The organism is Amycolatopsis sp. NPDC005232 (genome assembly GCF_040607795.1).
Lineage (GTDB): Bacteria > Actinomycetota > Actinomycetes > Mycobacteriales > Pseudonocardiaceae > Amycolatopsis.
In genome coordinates, this window is the sequence record NZ_JBEXHL010000015.1 from 61,397 (window position 1) to 82,185 (window position 20,789).

Annotated in this window: 26 protein-coding genes and 1 pseudogene; 18 read left to right on the forward strand and 9 right to left on the reverse strand. The window is 71.2% G+C overall.

Features of this window, described 5'->3' with window-relative positions; all coding sequences use genetic code 11:
• Positions 1 to 32 precede the first annotated feature (32 nt).
• A complete protein-coding gene (locus tag ABZU76_RS27090; protein ID WP_354874327.1) occupies positions 33 to 1,112 on the reverse strand; it encodes a LuxR C-terminal-related transcriptional regulator in 1,080 nt (359 codons plus the stop codon).
• 343 nt (positions 1,113 to 1,455) lie between these two features.
• On the opposite strand from ABZU76_RS27090, the gene ABZU76_RS27095 reads away from it, so the two are divergent.
• From ABZU76_RS27095 to ABZU76_RS27165, 15 genes are all read left to right on the forward strand, one after another.
• A complete protein-coding gene (locus tag ABZU76_RS27095) occupies positions 1,456 to 2,118 on the forward strand; it encodes a GntR family transcriptional regulator (protein WP_354874329.1) in 663 nt (220 codons plus the stop codon).
• A 24-nt stretch (positions 2,119 to 2,142) separates the two neighbouring features.
• The gene (locus tag ABZU76_RS27100; protein ID WP_354874331.1) at positions 2,143 to 2,550 is read left to right on the forward strand and encodes a carboxymuconolactone decarboxylase family protein; all 408 of its coding nucleotides are present in this window, start codon (positions 2,143 to 2,145) and stop codon (positions 2,548 to 2,550) included.
• 141 nt (positions 2,551 to 2,691) lie between these two features.
• Entirely contained in the window at positions 2,692 to 3,267 is a 576-nt protein-coding gene (locus ABZU76_RS27105) for an amino acid synthesis family protein (protein ID WP_354874333.1), read from the forward strand.
• Positions 3,264 to 4,463 carry an amidohydrolase family protein gene (locus tag ABZU76_RS27110; protein ID WP_354874335.1) on the forward strand — a complete coding sequence of 400 codons (1,200 nt, stop codon included), beginning with the start codon at positions 3,264 to 3,266 and terminating at the stop codon, positions 4,461 to 4,463. Before ABZU76_RS27105 ends, ABZU76_RS27110 begins: the two co-directional genes overlap by 4 nt.
• Before the next feature lie 34 nt (positions 4,464 to 4,497).
• Positions 4,498 to 4,707, forward strand: a complete 210-nt coding sequence (locus tag ABZU76_RS27115; protein ID WP_354874337.1) for a ferredoxin — start codon at positions 4,498 to 4,500, stop codon at positions 4,705 to 4,707.
• Positions 4,704 to 5,867, forward strand: coding sequence for an FAD-dependent oxidoreductase (locus ABZU76_RS27120; RefSeq protein ID WP_354874339.1), 1,164 nt, complete (start codon positions 4,704 to 4,706; stop codon positions 5,865 to 5,867). Before ABZU76_RS27115 ends, ABZU76_RS27120 begins: the two co-directional genes overlap by 4 nt.
• A 33-nt stretch (positions 5,868 to 5,900) precedes the next feature.
• The gene (locus tag ABZU76_RS27125) at positions 5,901 to 7,049 is read left to right on the forward strand and encodes an alpha/beta hydrolase (RefSeq protein WP_354874341.1); all 1,149 of its coding nucleotides are present in this window, start codon (positions 5,901 to 5,903) and stop codon (positions 7,047 to 7,049) included.
• Positions 7,050 to 7,054: 5 nt separating this feature from the next.
• Positions 7,055 to 7,315: a hypothetical protein gene (locus ABZU76_RS27130; RefSeq protein ID WP_354874343.1), complete on the forward strand. Its 261-nt coding sequence runs from the start codon at positions 7,055 to 7,057 to the stop codon at positions 7,313 to 7,315.
• The gene (locus tag ABZU76_RS27135) at positions 7,312 to 8,163 is read left to right on the forward strand and encodes a hypothetical protein (RefSeq protein ID WP_354874345.1); all 852 of its coding nucleotides are present in this window, start codon (positions 7,312 to 7,314) and stop codon (positions 8,161 to 8,163) included. Before ABZU76_RS27130 ends, ABZU76_RS27135 begins: the two co-directional genes overlap by 4 nt.
• Before the next feature lie 88 nt (positions 8,164 to 8,251).
• Positions 8,252 to 9,283, forward strand: coding sequence for a dihydrodipicolinate synthase family protein (locus ABZU76_RS27140; protein WP_354874347.1), 1,032 nt, complete (start codon positions 8,252 to 8,254; stop codon positions 9,281 to 9,283).
• Positions 9,284 to 9,287: 4 nt separating this feature from the next.
• Positions 9,288 to 10,604, forward strand: coding sequence for an aromatic ring-hydroxylating dioxygenase subunit alpha (locus ABZU76_RS27145; protein ID WP_354874349.1), 1,317 nt, complete (start codon positions 9,288 to 9,290; stop codon positions 10,602 to 10,604).
• On the forward strand, positions 10,601 to 11,113 hold the full coding sequence (locus ABZU76_RS27150; protein ID WP_354874351.1) for a 3-phenylpropionate/cinnamic acid dioxygenase subunit beta: 513 nt from the start codon (positions 10,601 to 10,603) through the stop codon (positions 11,111 to 11,113). The genes ABZU76_RS27145 and ABZU76_RS27150 overlap by 4 nt, the downstream gene beginning before the upstream one ends.
• A 10-nt stretch (positions 11,114 to 11,123) precedes the next feature.
• Positions 11,124 to 11,387, forward strand: a complete 264-nt coding sequence (locus ABZU76_RS27155; protein ID WP_354874353.1) for a hypothetical protein — start codon at positions 11,124 to 11,126, stop codon at positions 11,385 to 11,387.
• Positions 11,384 to 12,157: an SDR family NAD(P)-dependent oxidoreductase gene (locus ABZU76_RS27160; RefSeq protein ID WP_354874354.1), complete on the forward strand. Its 774-nt coding sequence runs from the start codon at positions 11,384 to 11,386 to the stop codon at positions 12,155 to 12,157. Before ABZU76_RS27155 ends, ABZU76_RS27160 begins: the two co-directional genes overlap by 4 nt.
• Before the next feature lie 132 nt (positions 12,158 to 12,289).
• Positions 12,290 to 12,457, forward strand: coding sequence for a hypothetical protein (locus ABZU76_RS27165; RefSeq protein WP_354874356.1), 168 nt, complete (start codon positions 12,290 to 12,292; stop codon positions 12,455 to 12,457).
• Between the two features lie 170 nt (positions 12,458 to 12,627).
• Here the strand turns inward: ABZU76_RS27165 and ABZU76_RS27170 are convergent, their stop codons facing one another.
• Positions 12,628 to 12,918, reverse strand: coding sequence for a hypothetical protein (locus ABZU76_RS27170; RefSeq protein ID WP_354874358.1), 291 nt, complete (start codon positions 12,916 to 12,918; stop codon positions 12,628 to 12,630).
• A 44-nt stretch (positions 12,919 to 12,962) separates the two neighbouring features.
• Complete coding sequence (locus ABZU76_RS27175; RefSeq protein WP_354874709.1) at positions 12,963 to 13,880, reverse strand: LysR substrate-binding domain-containing protein; 918 nt, start codon at positions 13,878 to 13,880, stop codon at positions 12,963 to 12,965.
• Positions 13,881 to 13,977: 97 nt separating this feature from the next.
• Here ABZU76_RS27175 and ABZU76_RS27180 point away from each other — a divergent pair, with 97 nt between their 5' ends.
• Positions 13,978 to 15,306 (forward strand): aspartate aminotransferase family protein, encoded by a 1,329-nt coding sequence (locus ABZU76_RS27180; protein ID WP_354874360.1) that lies wholly within the window; start codon positions 13,978 to 13,980, stop codon positions 15,304 to 15,306.
• Positions 15,307 to 15,351: 45 nt separating this feature from the next.
• Here the strand turns inward: ABZU76_RS27180 and ABZU76_RS27185 are convergent, their stop codons facing one another.
• The 4 genes and pseudogenes from ABZU76_RS27185 to ABZU76_RS27200 form a co-directional block, all read right to left on the reverse strand.
• Positions 15,352 to 16,404: a ferritin-like protein gene (locus ABZU76_RS27185; protein WP_354874362.1), complete on the reverse strand. Its 1,053-nt coding sequence runs from the start codon at positions 16,402 to 16,404 to the stop codon at positions 15,352 to 15,354.
• A gap of 162 nt (positions 16,405 to 16,566) precedes the next feature.
• Positions 16,567 to 16,704: pseudogene (locus ABZU76_RS27190) on the reverse strand (ATP-binding cassette domain-containing protein); the annotation flags it as partial.
• Positions 16,705 to 16,708: 4 nt separating this feature from the next.
• Positions 16,709 to 17,188, reverse strand: coding sequence for a nitroreductase family deazaflavin-dependent oxidoreductase (locus tag ABZU76_RS27195; RefSeq protein WP_354874364.1), 480 nt, complete (start codon positions 17,186 to 17,188; stop codon positions 16,709 to 16,711).
• Between the two features lie 46 nt (positions 17,189 to 17,234).
• The gene (locus tag ABZU76_RS27200) at positions 17,235 to 17,747 is read right to left on the reverse strand and encodes a hypothetical protein (protein WP_354874366.1); all 513 of its coding nucleotides are present in this window, start codon (positions 17,745 to 17,747) and stop codon (positions 17,235 to 17,237) included.
• Positions 17,748 to 17,821: 74 nt separating this feature from the next.
• On the opposite strand from ABZU76_RS27200, the gene ABZU76_RS27205 reads away from it, so the two are divergent.
• Entirely contained in the window at positions 17,822 to 18,325 is a 504-nt protein-coding gene (locus ABZU76_RS27205; protein ID WP_354874368.1) for a GNAT family N-acetyltransferase, read from the forward strand.
• Between the two features lie 74 nt (positions 18,326 to 18,399).
• Here ABZU76_RS27205 and ABZU76_RS27210 read toward each other — a convergent pair whose 3' ends face one another.
• Positions 18,400 to 18,765, reverse strand: coding sequence for a hypothetical protein (locus ABZU76_RS27210; RefSeq protein ID WP_354874370.1), 366 nt, complete (start codon positions 18,763 to 18,765; stop codon positions 18,400 to 18,402).
• Between the two features lie 17 nt (positions 18,766 to 18,782).
• Entirely contained in the window at positions 18,783 to 19,673 is an 891-nt protein-coding gene (locus tag ABZU76_RS27215) for an alpha/beta hydrolase (protein WP_354874372.1), read from the reverse strand.
• Positions 19,674 to 19,769: 96 nt separating this feature from the next.
• Here ABZU76_RS27215 and ABZU76_RS27220 point away from each other — a divergent pair, with 96 nt between their 5' ends.
• A complete protein-coding gene (locus tag ABZU76_RS27220; RefSeq protein ID WP_354874374.1) occupies positions 19,770 to 20,789 on the forward strand; it encodes a helix-turn-helix domain-containing protein in 1,020 nt (339 codons plus the stop codon).

A 20,789-nucleotide genomic window follows, 5' to 3' on the forward strand; every position in this document is an offset into this window, starting at 1 on the left:
CGACGGCGGAGCGGCCGGTCCGAAGAGGACGGTCACGAATCGGCCGGCCGGGCACCACCGGCGGCCCAGATGCGCTGCATCAGCTCGGCCCGGTTGCGCACGTCCGTCTTCGCGAACACCCGCTTCAGGTGCTGCTTCACCGTGTTCTCGCTGACGAAGGCCCGCTCGGCGATCTGCTTGTTCGTCAAGCCCTGGCTCACCAGCTCGGCGATCTCCTGCTCCCGTTTGGACAGAACGTCCCACGCGGGCAGGCGGACGGCGTCTTCCGGCACCTGCTCGAACAGCAGCGTCAGCGCGGCGTCGTCGCGATCGGGCAGGCGGAAGGACTTCACGACGACCCGGCGCCGCGTGTGCCGGTCCACGGCCGTGCGCGTGTAGACGCGCTTGCCCAGCGCGCGGAACTCCTCCATCGCCTCGACGATGCTGTCCTCGACGAGCGCCGTGGTCGACGCACTGTGGTCGCCCGTGCGCGCCGCGCGGTTGCGGAACAGCACGTGCGCGTCGAGATCGGTGACCACCAGCGCCTGCGGCACGTGGTCGAGAACGTGTTCGAGCCGCGTGCCGCGCCGGCCCGTCTCCTCGTAGCGCAGCGCCCGCTCGGTCGCGAGCCCGAGCTGCTCCCCCGCCAGCCGCGCGGCCGTCAGGTCGGCGTCGCTGAACGCCGGCTGCCCTTCGGGGCGCGCGAAGTTCATCGTGCCGTAGAGCACGCCGGACACGATCACGGGCGCCTCGAGCGAGTGGTAGTAGCCGCCGATGTCGAGCGCCGTGCGGGCGCCGCAGCCCTCCCACGTCTGGCGCGACACGACGCGCGACGAGTCGACCGGCCGGTTCTGCCGCAGCACGAACTCCAGCACGGGGTCGTCCTGGCGGCCGTAGGTCTCGTAGTCGGTGAGGAAATCGTTCTCCACCTGGGCTTTGAAGTCGATCATGCTGCCGGAGTCGGCGTCGATCCGGTACAGGCCGCAGCCGGGCGCCGGGATGACGGCGTTCGCGACTTCGAAGAAAGCGTCTTCCACGTCGCTGAGCGTCAGCGCCGACTGCAGGGCCGCGGCGAACCGGTGTCCGCCCTCGGGCGAGGGCGCGCGAGTGCTGGGCGCGGGCGCCACCGGCATCACCTCTTCTCGGCAGGCCCACGGTGACCTGTGAAGTGCTTCACAATGCACCTCGGCCCGCCGCGGGGTCAACCGCCCGACGGTCCCGACCCCCCGGAAGGTACCCGAACGGGTAACAGAAGTCAGGCCCTTCGCGCCCTGAACCGCACGAAATCGTCCGACAACCTGGGCTGCACGACTGTGCCCAGCAACCGCCTGATTCCGGCCCGTTCCAGCGCATGATTGCTCACGGCCGTGAGATTGTCGTACGATCTGCCCGGCAACCGTCCTGGTTGCTTTCCGGCCTGGGCACGAGCGATTCGGTGAGGACCACGCAGGACATGCTTCGCGGGACGGACCAGTGGTGACCGGGCAGCGCTCCACTCGCGAACGGCTGACCGACGACGTCCGCGCGGCCATCACCGGCGGGCAGCTGAGCCCTGGCACCCGGCTCAACGAACGCGAACTGTGCGAGCGCCACAGCGTCTCCCGCACCGCGTTGCGCGAGGCTCTGCGCCAACTGGAGGCCGAGGGCCTGGTGACGGTCGAGCCGAACCGCGGCGCGTCCGTCGCGCGGATCACCTACCAGGACGCCGAAGCGTTGTTCGAGCTGCGCGGCGCGCTGGAAGCGCTGGCGTGCAGCCTGTTCGCACAACGCGGCACACCGGACCAAAAACGCGCGCTCATCGAGAGCCTCCGCGACACCACCGCGACCATGCGCGCGGGCGCGATCGACGAGACCCTGGCCGCGAAGGACCGGTTCTACGACGCGCTCCTCGACGGCGCCGGGAACCCCGAGCTCACCTTGTCGTTGCGCCGGCTGCACGCGCGCATCCGGCTCCTGCGCCGGCATTCGCTGGCGGCGCAGGGCCGCACCGAGCAGAGCATCCGCGAGCTCGAGGCGATGTGCCAGGCCATCCTGGCCGGCGACGTCGAAGGCGCCCGGCTCGCGGGCAGCCACCACGTGGCACAGGCCCGGTTCTCGGCCCTGCCGCGGATCTTCGCCGAGGAAAGCACCCAGAGCTGATCCCCACCCGGAAAGGATTGTTCCGTGTCCGAACAGGACGAAGCACTCGAGTACGTCAACGACATGGCCCGCACCCGCGGCTACGTGCTGCCGTACCACAAACTCATGGCCAAGGCCGACCTCGACGTGCTCAAGGCCGCCAACGGCCTGATCTCCGCGGCCTACACCGACGGGCGCCGCCTCAGCCAGGTGACGAAGGAACTGATCTTCATCACCACGCTCACGGTGATGCGCGCGTCGCCCGGCCACATCGCGAGCCACATCCGGGTCGCGCTCGACCTCGGGGTGTCGCCGGAGGAGATCTTGGAGGCCATCGAGATCACGTTGCCCGAGGCCGGTGTCGTCACGTTCCAGCACGGGTTCTCGGTGTGGGCCGACGTCGTCGGCGCCGAAGGTGTGGAGCCGACCGTCGAGGTCCACGACGGCGCCTGACAACCGTCCACAATAGACTAGAACCACGGTTCGACGGGTCCTGATTACACCCGAACGGGGACGGTGCCGGGCGGAAATCCTCCCTAGCGTCGTAGCCATCACCACACCGGTGGTGGAGCTACCCGTTACGGAGGAAGACCCGTGAGCCGTCTGGTTGTGCGCAAGACCCTCGCTCAGGTCGAGGAGACGCGCGAGGTCGCCGGCCGCGCCGACGAGCGCGGCCCGCTGCGCAAGGTCGCGGTGTGCGCGGTGGTCGCGAACCCGTTCGCCGGCCGCGGTTACGTCGAGAACCTCACCGAGATCGTCGAGGCGTCGCTGGAGATCGGCACTTCGCTCGGCGAGCGCGCGGTGGCGCTGCTGGGTGAAACCCCGGAGAGCTACGGAAAAGCCGGCCTCGCGGGCACGAACGGCGAGCAGGAGCACGTCAACGCCGCGCTCACCTCGTTGTTCGGCAACGCGTTCCGCGACGCCATCGGCGGCGGCAAGGCGTGGATCACCTCGGTGACGAAGGTGTCCGGTCCCGACGCGATGATCGATGTTCCGTTGGCGTACAAGGACGAGATCTGGGTCCGCAGCCACTACGACGCGTTCACCGTGACGGTGCCCGACAGCCCGCGGCCCGACGAACTCGTGATCATCGCCGCCGTCGCGAACCGCGGCCGTGTCAACGCGCGCGTCGGCGGGATGACCGTCGCCGAGGCCGGAGGCGCGTCGTGAGCACGCTCGCCGTCACCGGAGCCGGAACCGTCCTTTCGGGAGACCACCGGCAGCCGATCCTCGCGGACGCGGACACCGTGATCGCCGTGGACGGGTTGATCACCGCCGTGGGCCGCGCGGCCGACCTCACCGCGGAGATCGAAGCGAGCGAAGTCGTCCTCGACGCCGGCGGCGCGACCGTCGCGCCCGGCCTGATCGACTCACACTGCCACGTCGTGCTCGGCGACTACACACCCCGGCAGAAGACCGTCGACTTCCTCGCGAGCTACGTGCACGGCGGCATCACCAGCGTCGTCTCCCCCGGCGAGATCCACGCGCAGGGCCGGCCGCACGACGCCATCGGCGTGAAGGCGCTGGCGATCGCCGCGAAGTCGTGCTTCGCGAACTTCCGCCCCGGCGGGATGACCGTGCACGCGGGGGCCGTCGTGCTCGAACCCGTGCTCACCGACGAGGATTTCGCCGATCTGGAGAAGGCCGGCGTGCGGCTCGCCAAGTTCGGCTTCGGCCTCTACGAGGACCCCGCCGACGGCTACGAGCAGGTCCGCTCGGCGCAACGCCACGGCATCACGGTGATGTGCCACTCGGGCGGCGCCAGCATCCCGGGCAGCAAGCCGATCACCCCGGACCACCTGCTGCACCTCGCCCCCGACGTCTGCGGCCACATCAACGGCGGCCCCACCTCGCTGTCGGAGGACGGCGTGGACACGATCATCGAGCGCACGGACATGGCACTGCAGCTCGTGCAAGCCGGCAACCTCCGCTCAGCCGTGCGGATCCTCGAGAAGTGCCACGCCGAGGGACGAATCGACCGCGTCGTGATCGGCTCCGACACCCCGACCGGCACCGGCGTGATGCCGCTCGGGGTGCTCAAGACTGTCGCCGAGCTGTCGTCGCTCACGTCGGTGGACCCCGCCGTGGTGTGGGCGGCCGCCACCGGCAACAACGCCCGCACGTGGGAGCTGCCCGCCGGGTTCGTGCGGCCCGGCGCGGCCGCCGACCTCGTGGTGATCGACGCGCCGTGGGGCTCCACCGCGCCGGACGCGCTCGGCGCGCTGGCCATCGGCGATATCCCCGGCGTGACCGCCGTCGTCACCAGCGGTGAGGTGCGGGCGCTGACCAGCCGCAACACACCCCGCGCGGCGCGCCTGGCCGAGGTGCGCCCGGCGATGCCGCACCTGGCCGCCGCCGGTCACTAGCACCACCCGTCCCTCGAACCCCAGAGAGCCCGTGATGTCCCTCCACGTCGTCTTCGCGCCCGGCAAGTGCCGGGGCTACGCCAACTGCCTCATCGAGGCCCCGGAAGTCTGGGACTTCGACGAGGACGCCAACACCGCCGTGCTGCGCCAGGCCGACCCGCCGGAAGCGCAGCGCGCCCAGGCGGAGGCCGCCGCGCGGTGCTGCCCGGCTCAGGCGATCACGCTCGAGGAGTGTGCGGGGTGAAGCGGATCGTCGTGGTCGGCGGCTCGCTGGCGGGTGTGAGTGCCGTCGACGAGCTGCGCTCCCGGGGGTTCGACGGTGAGCTGGTGCTCGCCGGTGCCGAGCCGCACCTGCCCTACACGCGGCCGCCGCTGTCGAAGGAAGCCCTGGCGAGCGGCGTCGACGCACCGCAGCTCGCCCTGCGCGACCCGCGGTGGTACGCCGAGCGTGACGTCACGCTGAAACTCGGCCAGGCCGCCACCGGGCTCGACGTGCGCGACCGGCTGGTGTCGTTCGCGGACGGCACCACGTTGTCCTACGACGGTCTCGTGATCGCCACCGGCTCGGCCATCCCCCGGGCCGTCGCTCCCGGCACCGTCGAGCTGCGCGACCTGGACGACGCGCGGCGCCTGGACGGCCTGCTGGCCACGGCGCGGACCGTGCTGGTGATCGGCGCCGGGTTCATCGGCATGGAAACCGCGGCGACAGCGCGAAACCGAGGTCTCGATGTGACCGTGGTCGACGTCGCGGCCGCGCCGATGAGCCGTGCCCTCGGCTCGCACGTCGGTGAATGGTTCCGCGCCAAGCACGAAGCCCACGGCGTGCGGATCCTGTGCTCGACCGGCGTGGACCGCTTCTCCCCCAACGGTTCCGGCACTCGGGCGGAGCTGTCCACCAGGGAGGTGCTGAGCGCCGACGTCGTGCTCGTCGCGACCGGTGCCCGTGCGTCGACCGGGTGGCTCGCCGGCTCGGGTGTGCCGGTCGGCGACGGCGTCGAGTGCGAGCCGACGCTGGCCACGGGTGTCCCCGGCGTGGTGGCCGCCGGGGACGTCGCCCGCTGGCATAACGGCTTGTTCGGCGAGCCGATGCGCGTCGAGCACTGGACGAATGCCGTCGAGCAGGGCGGGCACGCCGCCGCGACACTGCTCGGCGACGCCCGGCCGTTCGAGTCCGTGCCCTACTTCTGGACCGACCAGTTCGACGCGAAGCTGCGCTGCGTCGGACGGCCGCTGCCCGGGGACGACGCCGAGGTCCTCGTCGAAACCGAGTCGAAGCTCGTGGTCGCCTACGGCCGCGAGGGCCGGATCAGCGGCGCCGTGTGCGTCAACGCGGCGCGGCAGCTCGCCGCCCTGCGCCAGGCCATCGCCGAACGGGTCCCGTTCGCCGGCCTCGTGCACTCCTGAACCCCTTATCCCGCAAGCAAAGAAAGGACCGAGATGACGAACTCCTCCGTAGCCGACAACCGCGACGCGCTGTCCATCATCGAGCTCTTCCCCCAGGACGAGGACTGGTCGCTGCAGACCATGCGGCTGCTCGCGCAGGTCGCCGTCGGCGGTTCGGACCTGTTCGAATGCGCACGCACCGCGGCCCGCATCGGCCGCACGAGCACCGACGGCGAGGTCTGGCAGCGCGAGTGGAGCCGCACCGCCGAGGAGACCACCGCCGCGGGCGAAGCCGCCCTGGAACGCGGTGACCTCACTACCGCTCGCCGCGCTCTGCAGCGCTCGTGCAGCTACTGGCGCCACTCGGAGTTCTTCCTCGACACCCAGGACCCGCGTCGCGAACAGGCCTACCGCAACGGCACGGCCAACTTCCAGAAGGCCGCGGAGCTCACCGGCGGCCTCATCGAGCGGATCAGGGTGCCGTTCGAGGGCACCACCATGGACGGCTACTTCGTCAAGCCCGACGCGAGCGACACCCCGCGCCCGACCGTCCTCTTCCTCGGCGGCGCCGACTCCTGGGCCGAAGAGCTGTATTTCATGGGCGGCACCGAGTTCCCGTCGCGCGGCCTCAACGTCGTGCTCGTGGACACCCCCGGGCGCGGAGGTTCGCTGCGGTTCAAGAAGCTCTACAGCCGGCCCGACTACGAGATGCCGGTGGCGGCGGTGCTCGACTTCATCTCCGAACGCTCCGATGTGGACACCGACCGCATCGGCCTCGCGGGCGTCAGCTTCGGCGGCTACTACGCCCCGCGTGCGGCGGCGTTCGAACCGCGCGTCAAGGCGGTCGCGGCGTGGTGCGGCACGTGGAGCATCCTCACCGACTTCTACGAGTTCTACCCGCCGCTGCAGAAGCAGCTGCAGTGGCTCACCGGGTCGGCCGACGACGCCGAGGCGCGCGCCAAGCTCGCCGAGTTCACGCTGGACGGCGTCGCGCAGAAGCTCGCCATCCCGGTGTACGTGATGCACGGGACCGACGACCTCATCATGGACATCGAGGGCGCCCGGCGGTTCATCGACGCACTGACCACCGACGACGTCACGGCCGACATCTACGACGGGGCCGGCTCGCTGCACTGCAGCTACGACTACTTCTCCGTCGCGACGGCCCGGCTCGCCGACTGGTTCGTCCACAAGCTCGGGTGACGGCCGTGTCCCTCTACGAGATCCACAAGCTGCTCTGGGACGTCCGCCGGCTGCGGGAGGTCACCGAGCGGTACCGGTCCGACCCGGACGCGGTGCTCGACGAGTACGGCGTCGAAGGCGAGTTCCGCACCTGGATGAAGGATCTCGACTTCAAGGCCCTCTACGAGCACGACGTCAACCCGTACCTCCTGTACTTCTGCGCGATCCAGCTGGAGGTCGACCGTGCCGACTACTACGCGCGCATCCGAGGGGTGAAGAGCCGGTGACCGCACCGAGTACCGGAGGCAAGATCGTCGGCGCCTTCGCCGCGTCGCACTCGCCCGGGATCACCGGGTGGCCCGAGCGGGCGTCCGACAGCGCCCGCGCGGCCGTCGAAAGCGCGTTCGCCGACGTGCGGCAGCGCATCGCGGCACTGGAGCCCGACGCCGTGATCGCCGTGTCGGTGGAGCACTTCACCAACTTCCACCTCGGCAACCTCCCCGCGTTCGCCATCGCCACCGGCGAGGACTACCTCGGCCCGGCGACTCCGGAGATGGCGAAGTTCGTCAACGTCCCGCAGCACCGCTACCCCGGCGACGCCGCGCTCGGCGAGCACCTCTACACCAGCGCGCTCGACGCCGAGTTCGACCCGGCGCTGGTCCAAGGTGGACTGGAGTTCGACGAGAACTTCTGCGTGCCGCTCAAGCACCTCGACCCGGGCTCGCGCTACCCCCTGGTGCCGGTGATCGTCAACGGCGTCAACCCGCCCTGGCCCACGGCCAAGCGCTGCTACGACTTCGGCCGCATGCTGCGCGCCGCCGTGGCCGGGCAGACGGCCGCGCAACGCGTGGTCGTGCTCGCCACCGGCGGGCTGTCGCACTGGGTCGGGCTGCCCGAGTCCGGCGACATCAACGAGGAGTTCGACCGCGACTTCCTCGCCCGTCTCGACTCCGGCGATCCGGCGAAGCTCACCTCGTTCACCCGCGAGGAGATCGACGCCGCCGGCAACGGCGCGCACGAGATCCGCACCTGGCTCGTCGCTGCGGGCGCGGCCGGGACCGGGTTCGACGTCCTCGCCTACGAACCGGTCGAGGCCTGGCTGACCGGGACCGCGGTCGCCGCCGCCCGGATATGACCGGCCACAACGGAACCGTTCACCCCGGAACCGTCCACTCACGACCGTCCACACCGTACTGACGCCCTATCCCGAAATTGGAGCCACGATGAGCAAGCTGCCCCAGATCACCGGCCGCGACCTGCGCGGGGTCATGGCCTACCCCCCGACCCCGGCCCTGCCGGGTGCCGAGCGCGTCGACGCGGTGAACACCGTCGACCTCGCCGAGACCGAGCGCATGATCCGCGCCTTCATCGCCGACGGCGTCGACGCGATCGCGCTCAACGGCACGCTCGGCGAGATGGCCACCCTCACGCTGGAGGAGTGGCAGGCCTACGCCGGCTGCGTGGCGGAGACCGTCCGCGCCGCCAAGCCGGACTTCCCGATCTTCATCGGCGCCACGACCCTCAACACCCGCGACACCGTGTCGCGCATGCGGTTCCTCGCCGATCTGGGCGTCACGGGCACACTGCTCGGCCGGCCGATGTGGGGCGAGATGGTGGCGCCGGTGATGGAGCGCTTCTACCGCGACGTCGCCGAGGCCGTGCCCGAGCTCGCCATCGTCGTCTACGACAACACCGCCGCGTTCCGCGGCATCATCCCCCGTCGCGTCTACCGGACGCTGGTCGAACTGCCTCAGGTCGTGGCCGTGAAATACGCCGGCGGCGCGTCGGTCGGCTTCCGCTACCACAACGACATGGCCCACACCGGCACGAGCTTCCCGCTCATGCCGATCGAGACCGACTGGTTCCCCGCGTGGGAGATGTACGGCGAGGAGCTCGTAGGCATGGCCTGGTCCTCCACCACGGCGATGGGCCCGGGCCCGGTGCTGGAACTGCGCGACGCCTTGCAGCAGGGCCGTTTCGACGACGCCCGCTGGCTGACCGAGCGCCTGCGCTGGGCGCACGAGCCGTTCCTGGTGGGCCAGGACTTCACCGAGTTCGCGAAGTACAACGTGCCGCTGGAGAAGATCCGCGTCAACGGCGCGGGGTACCTCAAGGTCGGCAAGAGCCGCGTGCCCTACACCGAGGACCTCGTGCCGGCCGAGCACGTGACCACGACGGCGGAGCACGTCGAGCGCTACCGGCAGATCGCCGTCGAGGTGGAGAAGCGCTTCGGTGCCAGGCAGGGCCGGGTGTGACACCGTGACCGCGCTCAGAGACTCGACGGCGCTCGCCGGCTGGGTGAGCCGCACGCGGGCGGGGATCGCGCAAGGCCGGTTCCCCGCCCGGGCGTTCAACGACGAAGCCGTGTACGCGCTGGAGCAGGAACGGCTGTTCACCAAGGCGTGGTGCTTCCTCGCGCACGAGAGCGAGATCCCCGCGCCCGGCGACTACGTGACCCGCGCCATCGCCAACAACAACATCATCGTCGCGCGCGACGAGCACGGCGAGATCCACGCCAGCCTCAACATGTGCCGCCACCGCGGCAACGTGATGTGCAAGTCGGAGATGGGCAACGCCAGCCACTTCCGCTGCTCCTACCACGGCTGGACGTACAAGAACTCCGGTGAGCTCGTCGGCGTGCCCTACATGAAGGAGGGCTACGAAGGACGGCTCAAGCGCAAGGACTGGGGCCTGGTCGCGGTGCGCGTGGACACCTACGAGGGACTCGTCTTCGGCTGCCTGGATCCCGAGGCGCCGCCGCTGGACGAATACCTCGGCGGGTTCCAGTTCTACCTCGACCTCTACCTCAAGCACGGCCTGGGTGGCGTCGAGGTCCACGGGCCGCCGGACCACTGGGTGGCCGACACGGACTGGAAGATCTGCGCGGAGAACTTTGCCGGCGACGGCTACCACACCCCGGTGGCCCACCAGTTCGGCTTCAGTCTCGGCTACTTCCCGTCGTCGGGCACCACGCACAGCCAGGGCTGGGCCGTGAGCGTGCCGGGCAAGGGCCACGGGATCGGGCTGGGCCACAGCCCGGACTTCCCGGCGTTCGGCGGGTTCCCCAACGAGCTGGTGGCCGGGATGAAGGAGGCGATGAGCCCGGCGCAGGTGGAGGTGTTCGCGCAGGCGCGGACGGCGGTCGGCACGGTGTTCCCCAACCTGTCGTTCCTCATGCAGCCCTTCAGCCTGATCCCCGGGCAGCCGGGCGTGCGGTTCGTGACCATGCGGCTCTACCACCCCGTCGGGCCGGGGCGGATGGAGATGTACTCGTGGTGCCTCGTGCCCAAGGACGCGTCGGAGGACTACAAAACCGAGGCCTACCGCGCGTACACGCTGGCGTTCGGCCAGGCGGGCACGTTCGAGCAGGACGACTTCGAGAACTGGACCAAGGTCACGCGCTCGGCCGGCTCGGGACTGGTGCGGGACCTCGATTTCCCTTACATCATGGGTATGGCCAGCGATCTGGACCCGGACTTCGCGGGGCCGGGGCACGCCGTGCGCCCGTACGTCAACGACACCAACTTCCGCAACCTGTGGAGCCGGTGGGGCGACTACCTGGCGGGTGAGGCGTGACGGGCCGCGTCGACCGCGACACCGTCGCGGAGGTGACGGAGTTCCTGTACCGGGAGGCGCTGGCGCTCGACGAACGCCGGTTCCGCGACTGGCTGGCCATGCTGGCCGACGACATCCGCTACGAGGTGCCGGTGCGCGTCACGCGCGAAAGCCTGGCCGGCTGGGAGCTTTCACCGACGTCGCGGATCTTCGACGACGACCGCGACACCCTCGAAGTCCGGATCCAGCGCCTGGAGACGGACTTCGCGTGGGCGGAGCAGCCGCCGTCGCGGACGCGGCACTTCGTGACCAACGTGCTGGCCGACCCAGGCGAGCAGGCGAACGAGTTCCTGGTGTCGTCCAACTGTTTCCTCTACCGCAGCCGGGGAGACAGCCCGACGCCGAGCCTGTACTCGCTGGCCCGCAAGGACGTCGTCCGCCGCACGCCGGACGGCTGGCGGCTGGCGCGGCGGTGGGCGGCGTTCGACCAGTCGCTGATCAACGCGCACAACCTGTCCATCTTCGTCTGAGGAGGCCTTCGTGGAGGAGCCGCTGTTCGAACGGCCGCCGATCGGTGACGTGGTCGAGCTCGAAGCCGAGCCGGGTGACGGGCCGATCGTGATCGCGAACGAGTTCGTCGACGTCGTCGTCCGCAAGGTGCAGACGCGCAACGGGATGCGCCTGGACATCTGGTCGCCGCGCCGGGGTTCGCGGGTGCAGCTGGACGCGGTGGCGCTCGACTGCCTCAGCTTCCAGGAACCGGAGCTGATCTCCGCGCTGCTGGAACGGCGGCCCGCGCCGTGAGCCTGCGCCGGCTGAGCATCCTCGTCAGCGGTGGCGGCTCCGGCATCGGCCGGGCCGCCACCCTGGCCTACCTGCGTGAAGGCGCCACCGTGACCGTGGTCGAACGCTCGGCCGAGCACGCCGCCGCGCTGCGGGCCGATGCCGGGTCGTTGCCACTGACCGTGGTCGAAGGCGACGCGACCTCGCCCGAGGTGCTCGCGTCGGCGGTGCGCACCGCCGGCCGGATCGACCAGCTGACGTGCTGCGTCGGCGTGTTCGACCACTACGCGTCGGTTCGCGAGCTGCCGGTCGCGGATCTCGTCGCCGCGGCCGAGGAGACGTGGCGGACCAACGTGCTGGGCGCGCTGGTGGCGGTGAACGCCGCGTGGCCCGCGCTGCGCGACGCGCGGGGCTCGGTGACGCTGACGTTGTCGGAGTCCGCGTTCCACCCCGTCGGCGGCGGGGTGCTCTACGGCAGCTCGAAGTGGGCGTTGCGCGGGGTCGTGCAGCACCTTTCGGTGGACCTGGCGCCGGCCGTGCGCGTGAACGGCGTCGCCCCGGGCGGCACCTCGGGCACGCGTTTCTCGGGGCTCAACGCGCTCGGCGGCGCGGAGTCCACCGTGGAGCGGCGAGCGGGCCGGTCCGAGCGCATCGCGGCCGGCACGCTGCTCAAGACCACGGCGGCGCCGGAAGACCACGCGGGGGCGTTCGTGTACCTCGCCGACCCGGTCGCCGCCCGCGTGGTGACCGGCGTGGTGATCAACACCGACGGCGGGCGAGCACCCTGTTGACGAGATTGTTGACGAGATTGTGACCACCGTGCACACCTGATGCCCCGGGTGGCCGGACCACCTCGGTGACACGTGCGGGATCGCGCCCGCGCTGCGAGAGTGGATCTTGACCGACGAGAGAGGCTGAGCGGCATGAGCGACCGCCGAGGCGCGGTGACCCGGTGGTGGCGCGGTAAACCGGTCGGTTTGCCGTCGCGCCGGACCCGGCGGCCGGCGCCCTTCGTGGTCGGGCTCCGCCGTGCGTCGCCGTCGTGGTCGGCCCGCCTCGACGAGGTGCTCGAGTTCGACGCGAGCCGCTGAGTCACGGTCGGAAGACTCCCGCGCGCCCGGCCGGGGAGGGGGCGGGCGCGCGGGTTCCAGGCACAACCGGGGTCAGCACTTGTCGGCGTAGAGGGTGATCACCGCGCCGGCGCCGACTTCCGTGCCCGGCTTGGGGTCCTGGCCGGTCTGGCACCAGTTGCGGTCGAGGATCATCGCGCGCGGTGCTGCCCAGAGGAGTCCACTTCCCGCAGGTTGTAGAGACCGGCGGCCTGCATCGTGTCCTGCGCGGCCTGGTGGTTCATGCCGGACACGTCGGGCACGGTGATCTTCGCGGCCTCAGCGGACGTTGTGGTCTCCGCGGGCGTCGGGGTCTCGGAGGTTTGCGCCGCGGACGTCGCGGGTGGCTCGGTCGACGAACCCCCACTTCCCGGCTGCGCCCCACCAGCCGTGACGAGCAGAACGGCAGCGCCTGCGAGAGCGGCTTTCCCGGACGTGTTCACGTGGCCTCCTCGTGGCTGCGCCTCCTGAGCCTGCTGACCCAGCGTCACACATCCTCACCCGGCGCACCGGCCGAAACCGGCGGAGTCCTCCGCACCGCGTCCAGCACGACCTGCACCGCCGCGCGCTGCGGTGAGCCCCGGCGGACGGCGGCGGTGATCGTCCGCGTCACCGGCGACGCGAGCTCCCGCGTCGTCACGCGGTAGCGGGGATCGACGGCCAGGCCGGGGAGCAGCGTGATCGACAAGCCGGCCTCGACGTGCTGCAGGGCCAGCATGTAGTTGCTGAAGCGGCACACCGCGCGTGGTTCGAAGCCCGACTGCCGGCACAGCCGCAGCGTCAGGTTGGCCATGTAGGACTGCGGCAGGTCCAGCGACCACGCTTCGTCCGCGAAGGCCGCCAGGTCGACGGCGCCGCGGCGGGTCGCGGGGTGGTCCGGGGGCATGACCAGCACGATCGGGTCGGTCGCGAGCGGCACGAGGTCCACGTCGGGGTCCAGCGGCTGCTCGACGAAGTCCGTGGTCGTGATGATGAGGTCGGCGTCGCCCACGCGCAGGGCGGGCATGCTCTCGTGGGGTTCCAGCTGCAGCACCTCGACCTGCAGGTCCGGGTGCGCCGCGGCCAGCCGCGTCACCGCGGGCACGGCCAGGGTGTGGACGGCGCTCTGGAACGCGCCCAGCCGCACCAGACCGGCGGGTTCGTCGCCGAGGCCGCGCAGCTCCGCCTCGACGGTGTCCATGTGGTCGAGGATCGCCCGGGCGCGGCGCGCGAGGATCAGCCCGGCCGGGGTGAGGCGGACGTGGCGGCCGGTGCGTTCCAGCAGCTTGGTGCGCGTTTCGGTCTCCAGCACGGCGAGCTGCTGCGACACGCTCGACGCGCTCAGGTTCGACGCGCTCGCCACCGCGCGGATGGTGCCCAGGGTGTCGAGCCGGCTCAGCAGCCGCAGGCGCCACGGGTTCAGCACCGCTTTATTGTGCACGGTCATTGTGCGGCTCAGCCGAACAGAACGTCCGGAATTGTGAGCTGGACGTGTCGCTCGGCGCGGACTTACCGTCGGGGACATGGCTGCTCCGACCACTGTCCCGCTGTCCGCCGACACGTTCTGGACCGACGCCGAAGCCCACCTCGTGCGCTACGGCGGCGCGTTCACCCGCGAGATCATCGAACGCGCCGCCGGGAGCTTCCTCTACACCGCCGACGGCCGGAAGATCCTCGACTTCACCTCCGGCCAGATGAGCGCGATCCTCGGCCACTCGCACCCCGAGATCGTCGAGACCGTGCGCCGCCAGATCGGCACGCTCGACCACCTGTTCAGCGGCATGCTGAGCCGCCCGGTCGTCGACCTGGCCCGGCGGCTGGCCGAGACACTGCCGGCGCCGCTGGAGAAGGCGCTGCTGCTGACCACCGGTGCCGAGTCGAACGAGGCCGCGATCCGCATGGCGAAGCTCGTGACGGGCCGGCACGAGATCGTGTCGTTCGCGCGTTCGTGGCACGGCATGACGCAGGCCGCCGCGTCCGCGACCTACAGCGCCGGCCGCAAGGGCTACGGCCCCGCGACCCCCGGCAACTTCGCCATCCCCGCGCCCAACACCTACCGCCCCGACTTCACGCACGCCGACGGCACGCTCGACTGGCGCCGGCAGCTCGACTTCTCGTTCGACCTGATCGACGCGCAGTCCGTCGGCAGCCTCGCCGCCTGCCTCGTGGAACCGATCCTCAGCTCCGGCGGGATCATCGAGCCGCCGCCGGGGTATTTCGCGGCGCTGCGCGAAAAGTGCCGCGAACGCGGGATGCTGCTGATCCTCGACGAAGCCCAGACCGGCCTGTGCCGCACCGGCACGTGGTACGCGTTCGAGCGCGACGGCGTAGTGCCCGACATCCTGACGGTGTCCAAGACGCTCGGCGCCGGCCTGCCGCTCGCGGCCGTGCTGACCAGTGCGGAGATCGAGCAGGAGGCGCACGAGCGCGGGTTCCTGTTCTTCACCACGCACGTCTCGGACCCGCTGGTGGCGGCCGTCGGCAACACCGTGCTCGACGTGTTGATGCGCGACCGGCTCGACGAACGCGCCCGCACGCTCGGCGCGTTCCTCCGAAGTGGACTGGAGGAGATCGCCGAGCGCCACGAGGTGGTCGGCGACATCCGCGGCCGTGGCCTCCTGGCTGGGCTGGAGCTCGTGGTGGATCGCGCCACCAAAGAAAGTTCCGACGCGCTGGGCGCGCTCGTCACGCGGCGCTGCCTGGAACTGGGGCTGCACATGAACATCGTGCAGCTCCCGGGCATGGGCGGCGTCTTCCGGATCGCGCCGCCGCTGACGGCGACCGAGGAGGAGCTCTCGCTCGGACTGTCCATTCTGGACGAAGCCATCGGCGACGCGCGGAAGGCGTTGTAGGGCCGCGTGAGTGCCGGTTCGCCGCCGGCACTCACGCCGTCCGCCTTACGACCGCCGCTCCGGCGGCACGTACTCGAACGTCGGCCCCGCCGTCGTCTTCCCGTCGCCGGAGGGCATCTTCATGAGCGCCTGGGCCTGCGCCTTCAGCTGGAACATCACGCCGACGGTCGCGCCCAGCCCGCCCGGGTTGCCCGTGAACGCGTCTTCCAGCAGGAAGAGCAACAGGCAGTAGGTGTTGTCGAACTCCACCTGCGCCCGGCGGATCGGGCTGTCCTCGGGGTAGTCGGCCGTGCTGGGGTTGCGGCGCATCGGCAGCACACCGTCGAAGTCGACCTTGATCTCCTCGCCCGTCGGACCGCTACGCGGGGTGTCGCCCTCGGCGTAGCGGCGGCCGTTCTTGAGCTCCTGGAAGCGGTAGAAGTGGGCGACCTCGTCGCGTTCGGGGTGGAAGACGTCGCGGTCGCCGTCCCACACCTCCGTGCGCGCGGCGCCCTCGCCCTGCTCGACGATCTCCGCGAGCGCGGCCAGCGCGGAATCCAGGTCGTGCACCGGAATCACGCTGCCGCCCCCGCTGCGGAGGTGCATCTCGCCGATCTGGCGCTTCGGGTCGCCGGAGAACACGGTCTTCTCCCCCAGCTCCTCGCACAATTCTTTCAGCCCCGCCTGCACAGCTGCGTAGAACTGCCCGATCGTCCGGTACCCCTCGGCCTGCGGCGGCGCGTCGGCCGACTCGGGCTGCTCGATCCTCAGGAACAGCTCCAGCGCCTCCGCACCGAACGGCACAAGGTTGACCTGCACCGACGCGTCCCCGTGGGGCAGCGGGTGCGGGTACGCCGGCAGCAGCTCCGGCGCGTCGAGCTTCGGCTCGCCGCCCACGGCATTGAGCAGGTTCGCCGCGAGCGCCAGGTGCAGCATCTCCTCGGCCAGCACGCTGCCGACGACCTGCGCTGCCTCGGCGTTGCGGCCCGGGTCGAGCGAATAGAGCGCGCACAGGTACGGCGGGATCGTCGCGTGCTCGAGCTCGATCGCCCACTGCAGGTGGCGGCGGAGCTCCTCCACGCTGTCGATGGCGGGGGCGGGGGCGGCACTGGTGTCCATCATTGCCTCTCGTCTCGGCGGGTCGCGAGTTCGGGGTTCGGGTTCAGGTTCCGGTTCGCGAGGCAGGACAAGACGGCAGGCGGATCTGTGACAGGTTCCCCGGACGGGTTCCGGCTAACGGGCCGTGATGCGCCGCCCCTGGACACGTTCGTGTCCGGCCCGCAGTGCGGCGTGGATGGCGGCCTCGTTCTCCGCGTCGAGGGCGGACGTGGCCTCGTCCCGGAGCACGATCGGGGTGTCCTTCAGCAGCGTCCGGGCGATGGCGACGCGCCGGCGTCCCCCGCCGGACAGCAGGCGGCCGGCCTCAGCGTGACGCGGGCAGGAACGCCACGCCGTGCACCCGATTCACGGCCGGCGTCCACAAGGGATCCTCCGGGTCGGCCGGAAACCCCAGCCGGGGACCGATCTTCGACCACGCCCGGGGGTGTGCGCGCCGGTACTCGCGCAGGACCTCGTCCAGCTCATCGCCGTCAAGGAAGCGCTGACGCGGCTCCCGCCACAGATAGGCGCCGCATCTCACCTCGACCGCCGGCGCGGCCCGGAGATTCCGGTACCACTGCGGCACCCCGCCCCACGCCGCGATCACCACCAGCTCCGGCACGTCCGGCCGGTGCCGCACCACCTCGACCACCACCTCGCGACGCGCGCCCGACTTGCGCCCGCGATGGACGAGGTAGAGCAACCGGTGCCCGAAGATCTTCCCGAAGCCCCAGCGGTACCACGGGATCGGCGCGCGAAGGAACCATCTCAGCAGCCCGGTCGGCGGGCGGTCGGTCACGGGCATCGCCGGCTCCGCTCTGCCGACCCGGTGGAAGCCGGTACCGCGGCGATCACCACTGTGGCGCCGGCCCGCTCTGCCGCACACCGCGGCGCAGCGAAACGGCGAGCACGAGGATTCCGATCGCCACTGCCAGCCAGGGCAGTCCTCGCAGCGAGTACGCCCGCAAGGTGTCCGGACCGGCTTCATGCAGCAGATAGACGTCGACCTCGGGCAAGACCGTCGCCGCGAACAGCTCCACGATGGCCAGCGCACTGCCGACGATCAAGCACATCCTCGCGGCCGACCGGCTTTGCAGGGCCCCGATCGCGCCCGCCAGCAAGACTGCCGTCACGCCCAGATCGAGCACGACGGTCGCCCCACCCGAGACGATCTCCCCATGGACGACGGCGATGATCCCGCAGATCGCCCCGATGAAGGCGGCGATGCTGCAGAGGATCGCCAGCACGGCGGTCGCGACCGCGACCCCGCCTGCCGGATTGTTGTGTCGGACCGGACCGGCCGGAAACTGCTGCCCGGGATACTGCGGGTACGTCATGACCTCCCCTTCGCGCTGTTCCGGCATCGTGCCAGGGCACGGTTCCCCTCCGCAGGAAAACGCCTTGAGTCCCACCGATCGGGGTCAGGAGAATGCACCGGGTGCAAGCCCGACACACCGAACGTCTCCGCCTCGAACCCGTCGGCCCCGAGCTGGCCGACGATCTCTTCCGCCTCCACCAAGACCCGGGCATCGCTCGCTGGTACGGCGCGTGGACGGCCGAGGACGCCCGCCGAACCGCCACGGAAATGGGCCGAGCCTGGAGCTCGGAGGGCGTTCACAAATGGCTCGCCTACGACCGCACCGACGGCGTTCCGATCGGCCGCGGCGGCCTCTCCCGCACCCACGACGGGCAGCTGGAACTCGGCTGGGCCGTGCGGGAGTCTCTGTGGGGCAGGGGCTACGCCACGGAAATCGGCCGAGCCGGACTGGAGTTCGCCTTCGGCGAGCTGGCCGCGTCGCAGGTCATCTCGTTCACCGAAGTCCACAACAGACGGTCGCGTGCCGTCATGGAGGGGCTCGGGTTCCGGTACGACCGCGAGATCAGCCATCTCGGCGAGCCGTTCGCGTTGTACGTGCTCGAGAAGCCTTGCGTGAATGCGTAGTGGCCGGCGTTCCTCGTCCGGTCCAACGCTGGTTGTCAGCCCATGATCCATGGCCACCGGTGAGCATGAAGGGCCTACGCGGCCCGGGGTTCGATCCGCGTCCCGCGCGGGACAGTGACCGACAGGAGGTCGCCGGGGGCGTCGAGTTCGAGGCGGTGCCACCGTCCACACGGGACGATCGCCGCGGTGCCCGGGGTGAGCGTGGCCGGGGTGTCGTCGTCGCGGAGGTACAGGCGGAAGCCGCCGGTGAGGCAGCACACGATTTCGTCGGCGGCGGCGTGGATTTCCCAGTGGTCGGAGTGGACGTCGGCGTCGGTGGTGGCGCGGAAGGTCATCAGGTGCCAGTCGTCGGGCTCGCCGTCGAACGTGCGGGGTGCCGCGGCGGCGTGGCCGTCGTCGTGGAGGTACAGGAAGGAGGTGAACAGGTCGATCGGGGTCATGGGTTTCCTTTCAGGGGTCAGTCGGCCAGGCCGCGGCGGAGGGCGGCGGCGAGTTCGGCGATCTGGCGCTGCGACACCTCGGCGGACAGGATCGCCTGCGAGCCGTGGAAGGTGCCGGGCCACTGGTGCAGCTCGGCGGACACGCCCGATTGCAGCAAGCGCAGCGCGTACGTGATGCCCTCGTCGCGAAGCGGATCGAACTCGGCGGTGGCGACGTACGCGGGCGGCAGGCCGGACAGGTCAGCCGCCCGCGCCGGGGCGGCGTACGGCGTGCCGGGGGTGTCGCCGAGGTAGTGGCGCCAGGTCGCGACGAGTTTGTCGCGCGTCATCCACGGCGTGCCGGTGAAGGTGCGCGCCGACCAGGTGTCCTGGCGGTCGTCGAGCTCGGGCTGGTTGAGCAGCTGGAAGCGGATCGCAGGCCCGTGCTCGTCACGGGCCCGCAGCGCGATGGCGGCGGCGATCCCGGCGCCCGCGCTGTGCCCGCCGACGGCGATGCGGGCCGGGTCGAGGCCGAGCTCCGCGGCGTTCTTCGCGGCCCAGGTCAGCGCCGCGTACGCGTCGTCCACCGCGGCCGGGAACGGGTGTTCCGGCGCTCGCCGGTAGCCGACGGAGATCACCACCGCGCCGGCGACGTCCGCGACGCGCGCGGCCCACGGGTGCTCCGTGTCGAGGTCGCCCATGACGAAGCCGCCGCCGTGCAGCCAGATGATCGCGCCGTGGGCCTGCCGCGGCCGGTAGATGCGCACGGGAACGTCGCCGTCGGCGGTGTGGTCCTCGATCGTGAGGCCCGAGGTGTCCGGTGGCGGCGCGGAGGCGGACAGGCCGGCGAGCTTCTCGCGGGCGGTGACCGGATCGTCGAGGTCGGCGGGCGGGAACAGCGGGAGGAAGGCTTCGAGTTCCGGGTTCATGCCGACGATCCTGCCGCTGCTCGGGCGCCGTGTCGCCCGCCGGCCGTCGCGCGAAATCGCCTGATGACGCGACGCTCGCCGCGTACGCTGCCGGGTATGGAGGCGTTGGTCGTCCGGCTCTCGCAGCTGGACTCGGAGGCCGAGGGCGCGATCCGCGTCGTGATGTTCTACGACACACTGATCCGCCGGCGCGTCGACCTGGCCGCGCTGGCCCGGGCTTCGGCGGGCCTGGCCGAGTGCGTGGCCGGCATCCGGCTCGACGGCACCGGGCAGACGTTCCGCGTCGCCCCGGACGGCCCCGCGCCCTCCGCCGGCCGCGCGTCGACCACGGTCGCGATCACGCTGGACGACGAGCAGATCGGCGCGGTCTGGCTCGAACGCCCGTCACCACTCCCCCTCGACCGCCTGCTGCTCGACCGCCTGGCCATCGCCGCGGCCGCCGTCGTGGAACGCTACGGCCCCGCCCGCACCACGATGGCCGACCCGGCGCTCGTCGAGCTCGCCATCAGCCCCGACACCGACGCCGCCGCCCGCGCGCGGGCCCTGCGACTGCTCGGCTTCGCAGCGGACGCGGCGGTGCGCGCCGTGGCCGTGCGCTCGCCGCTGCCGCTCGACCAGCTCGGCGCTTTGGTCTGCCCCGCGCGCCCGGTGAAGGCGGCGCCGCTGGGTGAGCTGGGCGTCCTGCTGCTCACCGCCGTCGACGTCTCGCGGTTCCCGGCGGACGTGCGGGCGGGGATCGGGACCGTGGGGCCGTTGCCGGCCTCGTGGCTGTCGGCGCGAACCGCGCTGCGCTTCACAACGTCGCGCCTGCCCGTCGTGGACTACTGCTCGCTGGGCGCCTTGGCTCTGCTCGCGCACGTGCCCGGCGATGCCGCCCGCGACAACACTGATGTGGCCGCCTTGGCCTCCTTGGCCGCGGACGACCTGGACACCCTCGACGCCTACTGCGCCACGGGTTCCGTCCGCCGCGCCGCCGACGTGCTGCACCTGCACCACAGCAGCGTCGCCCGCCGCCTCGACCAGCTCGGCAAGACGCTCGGCTACAGCCTGGTCTCCCCCACCGGCCCCGCGCGCGCCCAACTGGCCCTTACCGCGTGGCGGCTGCTGGAGGCCTGA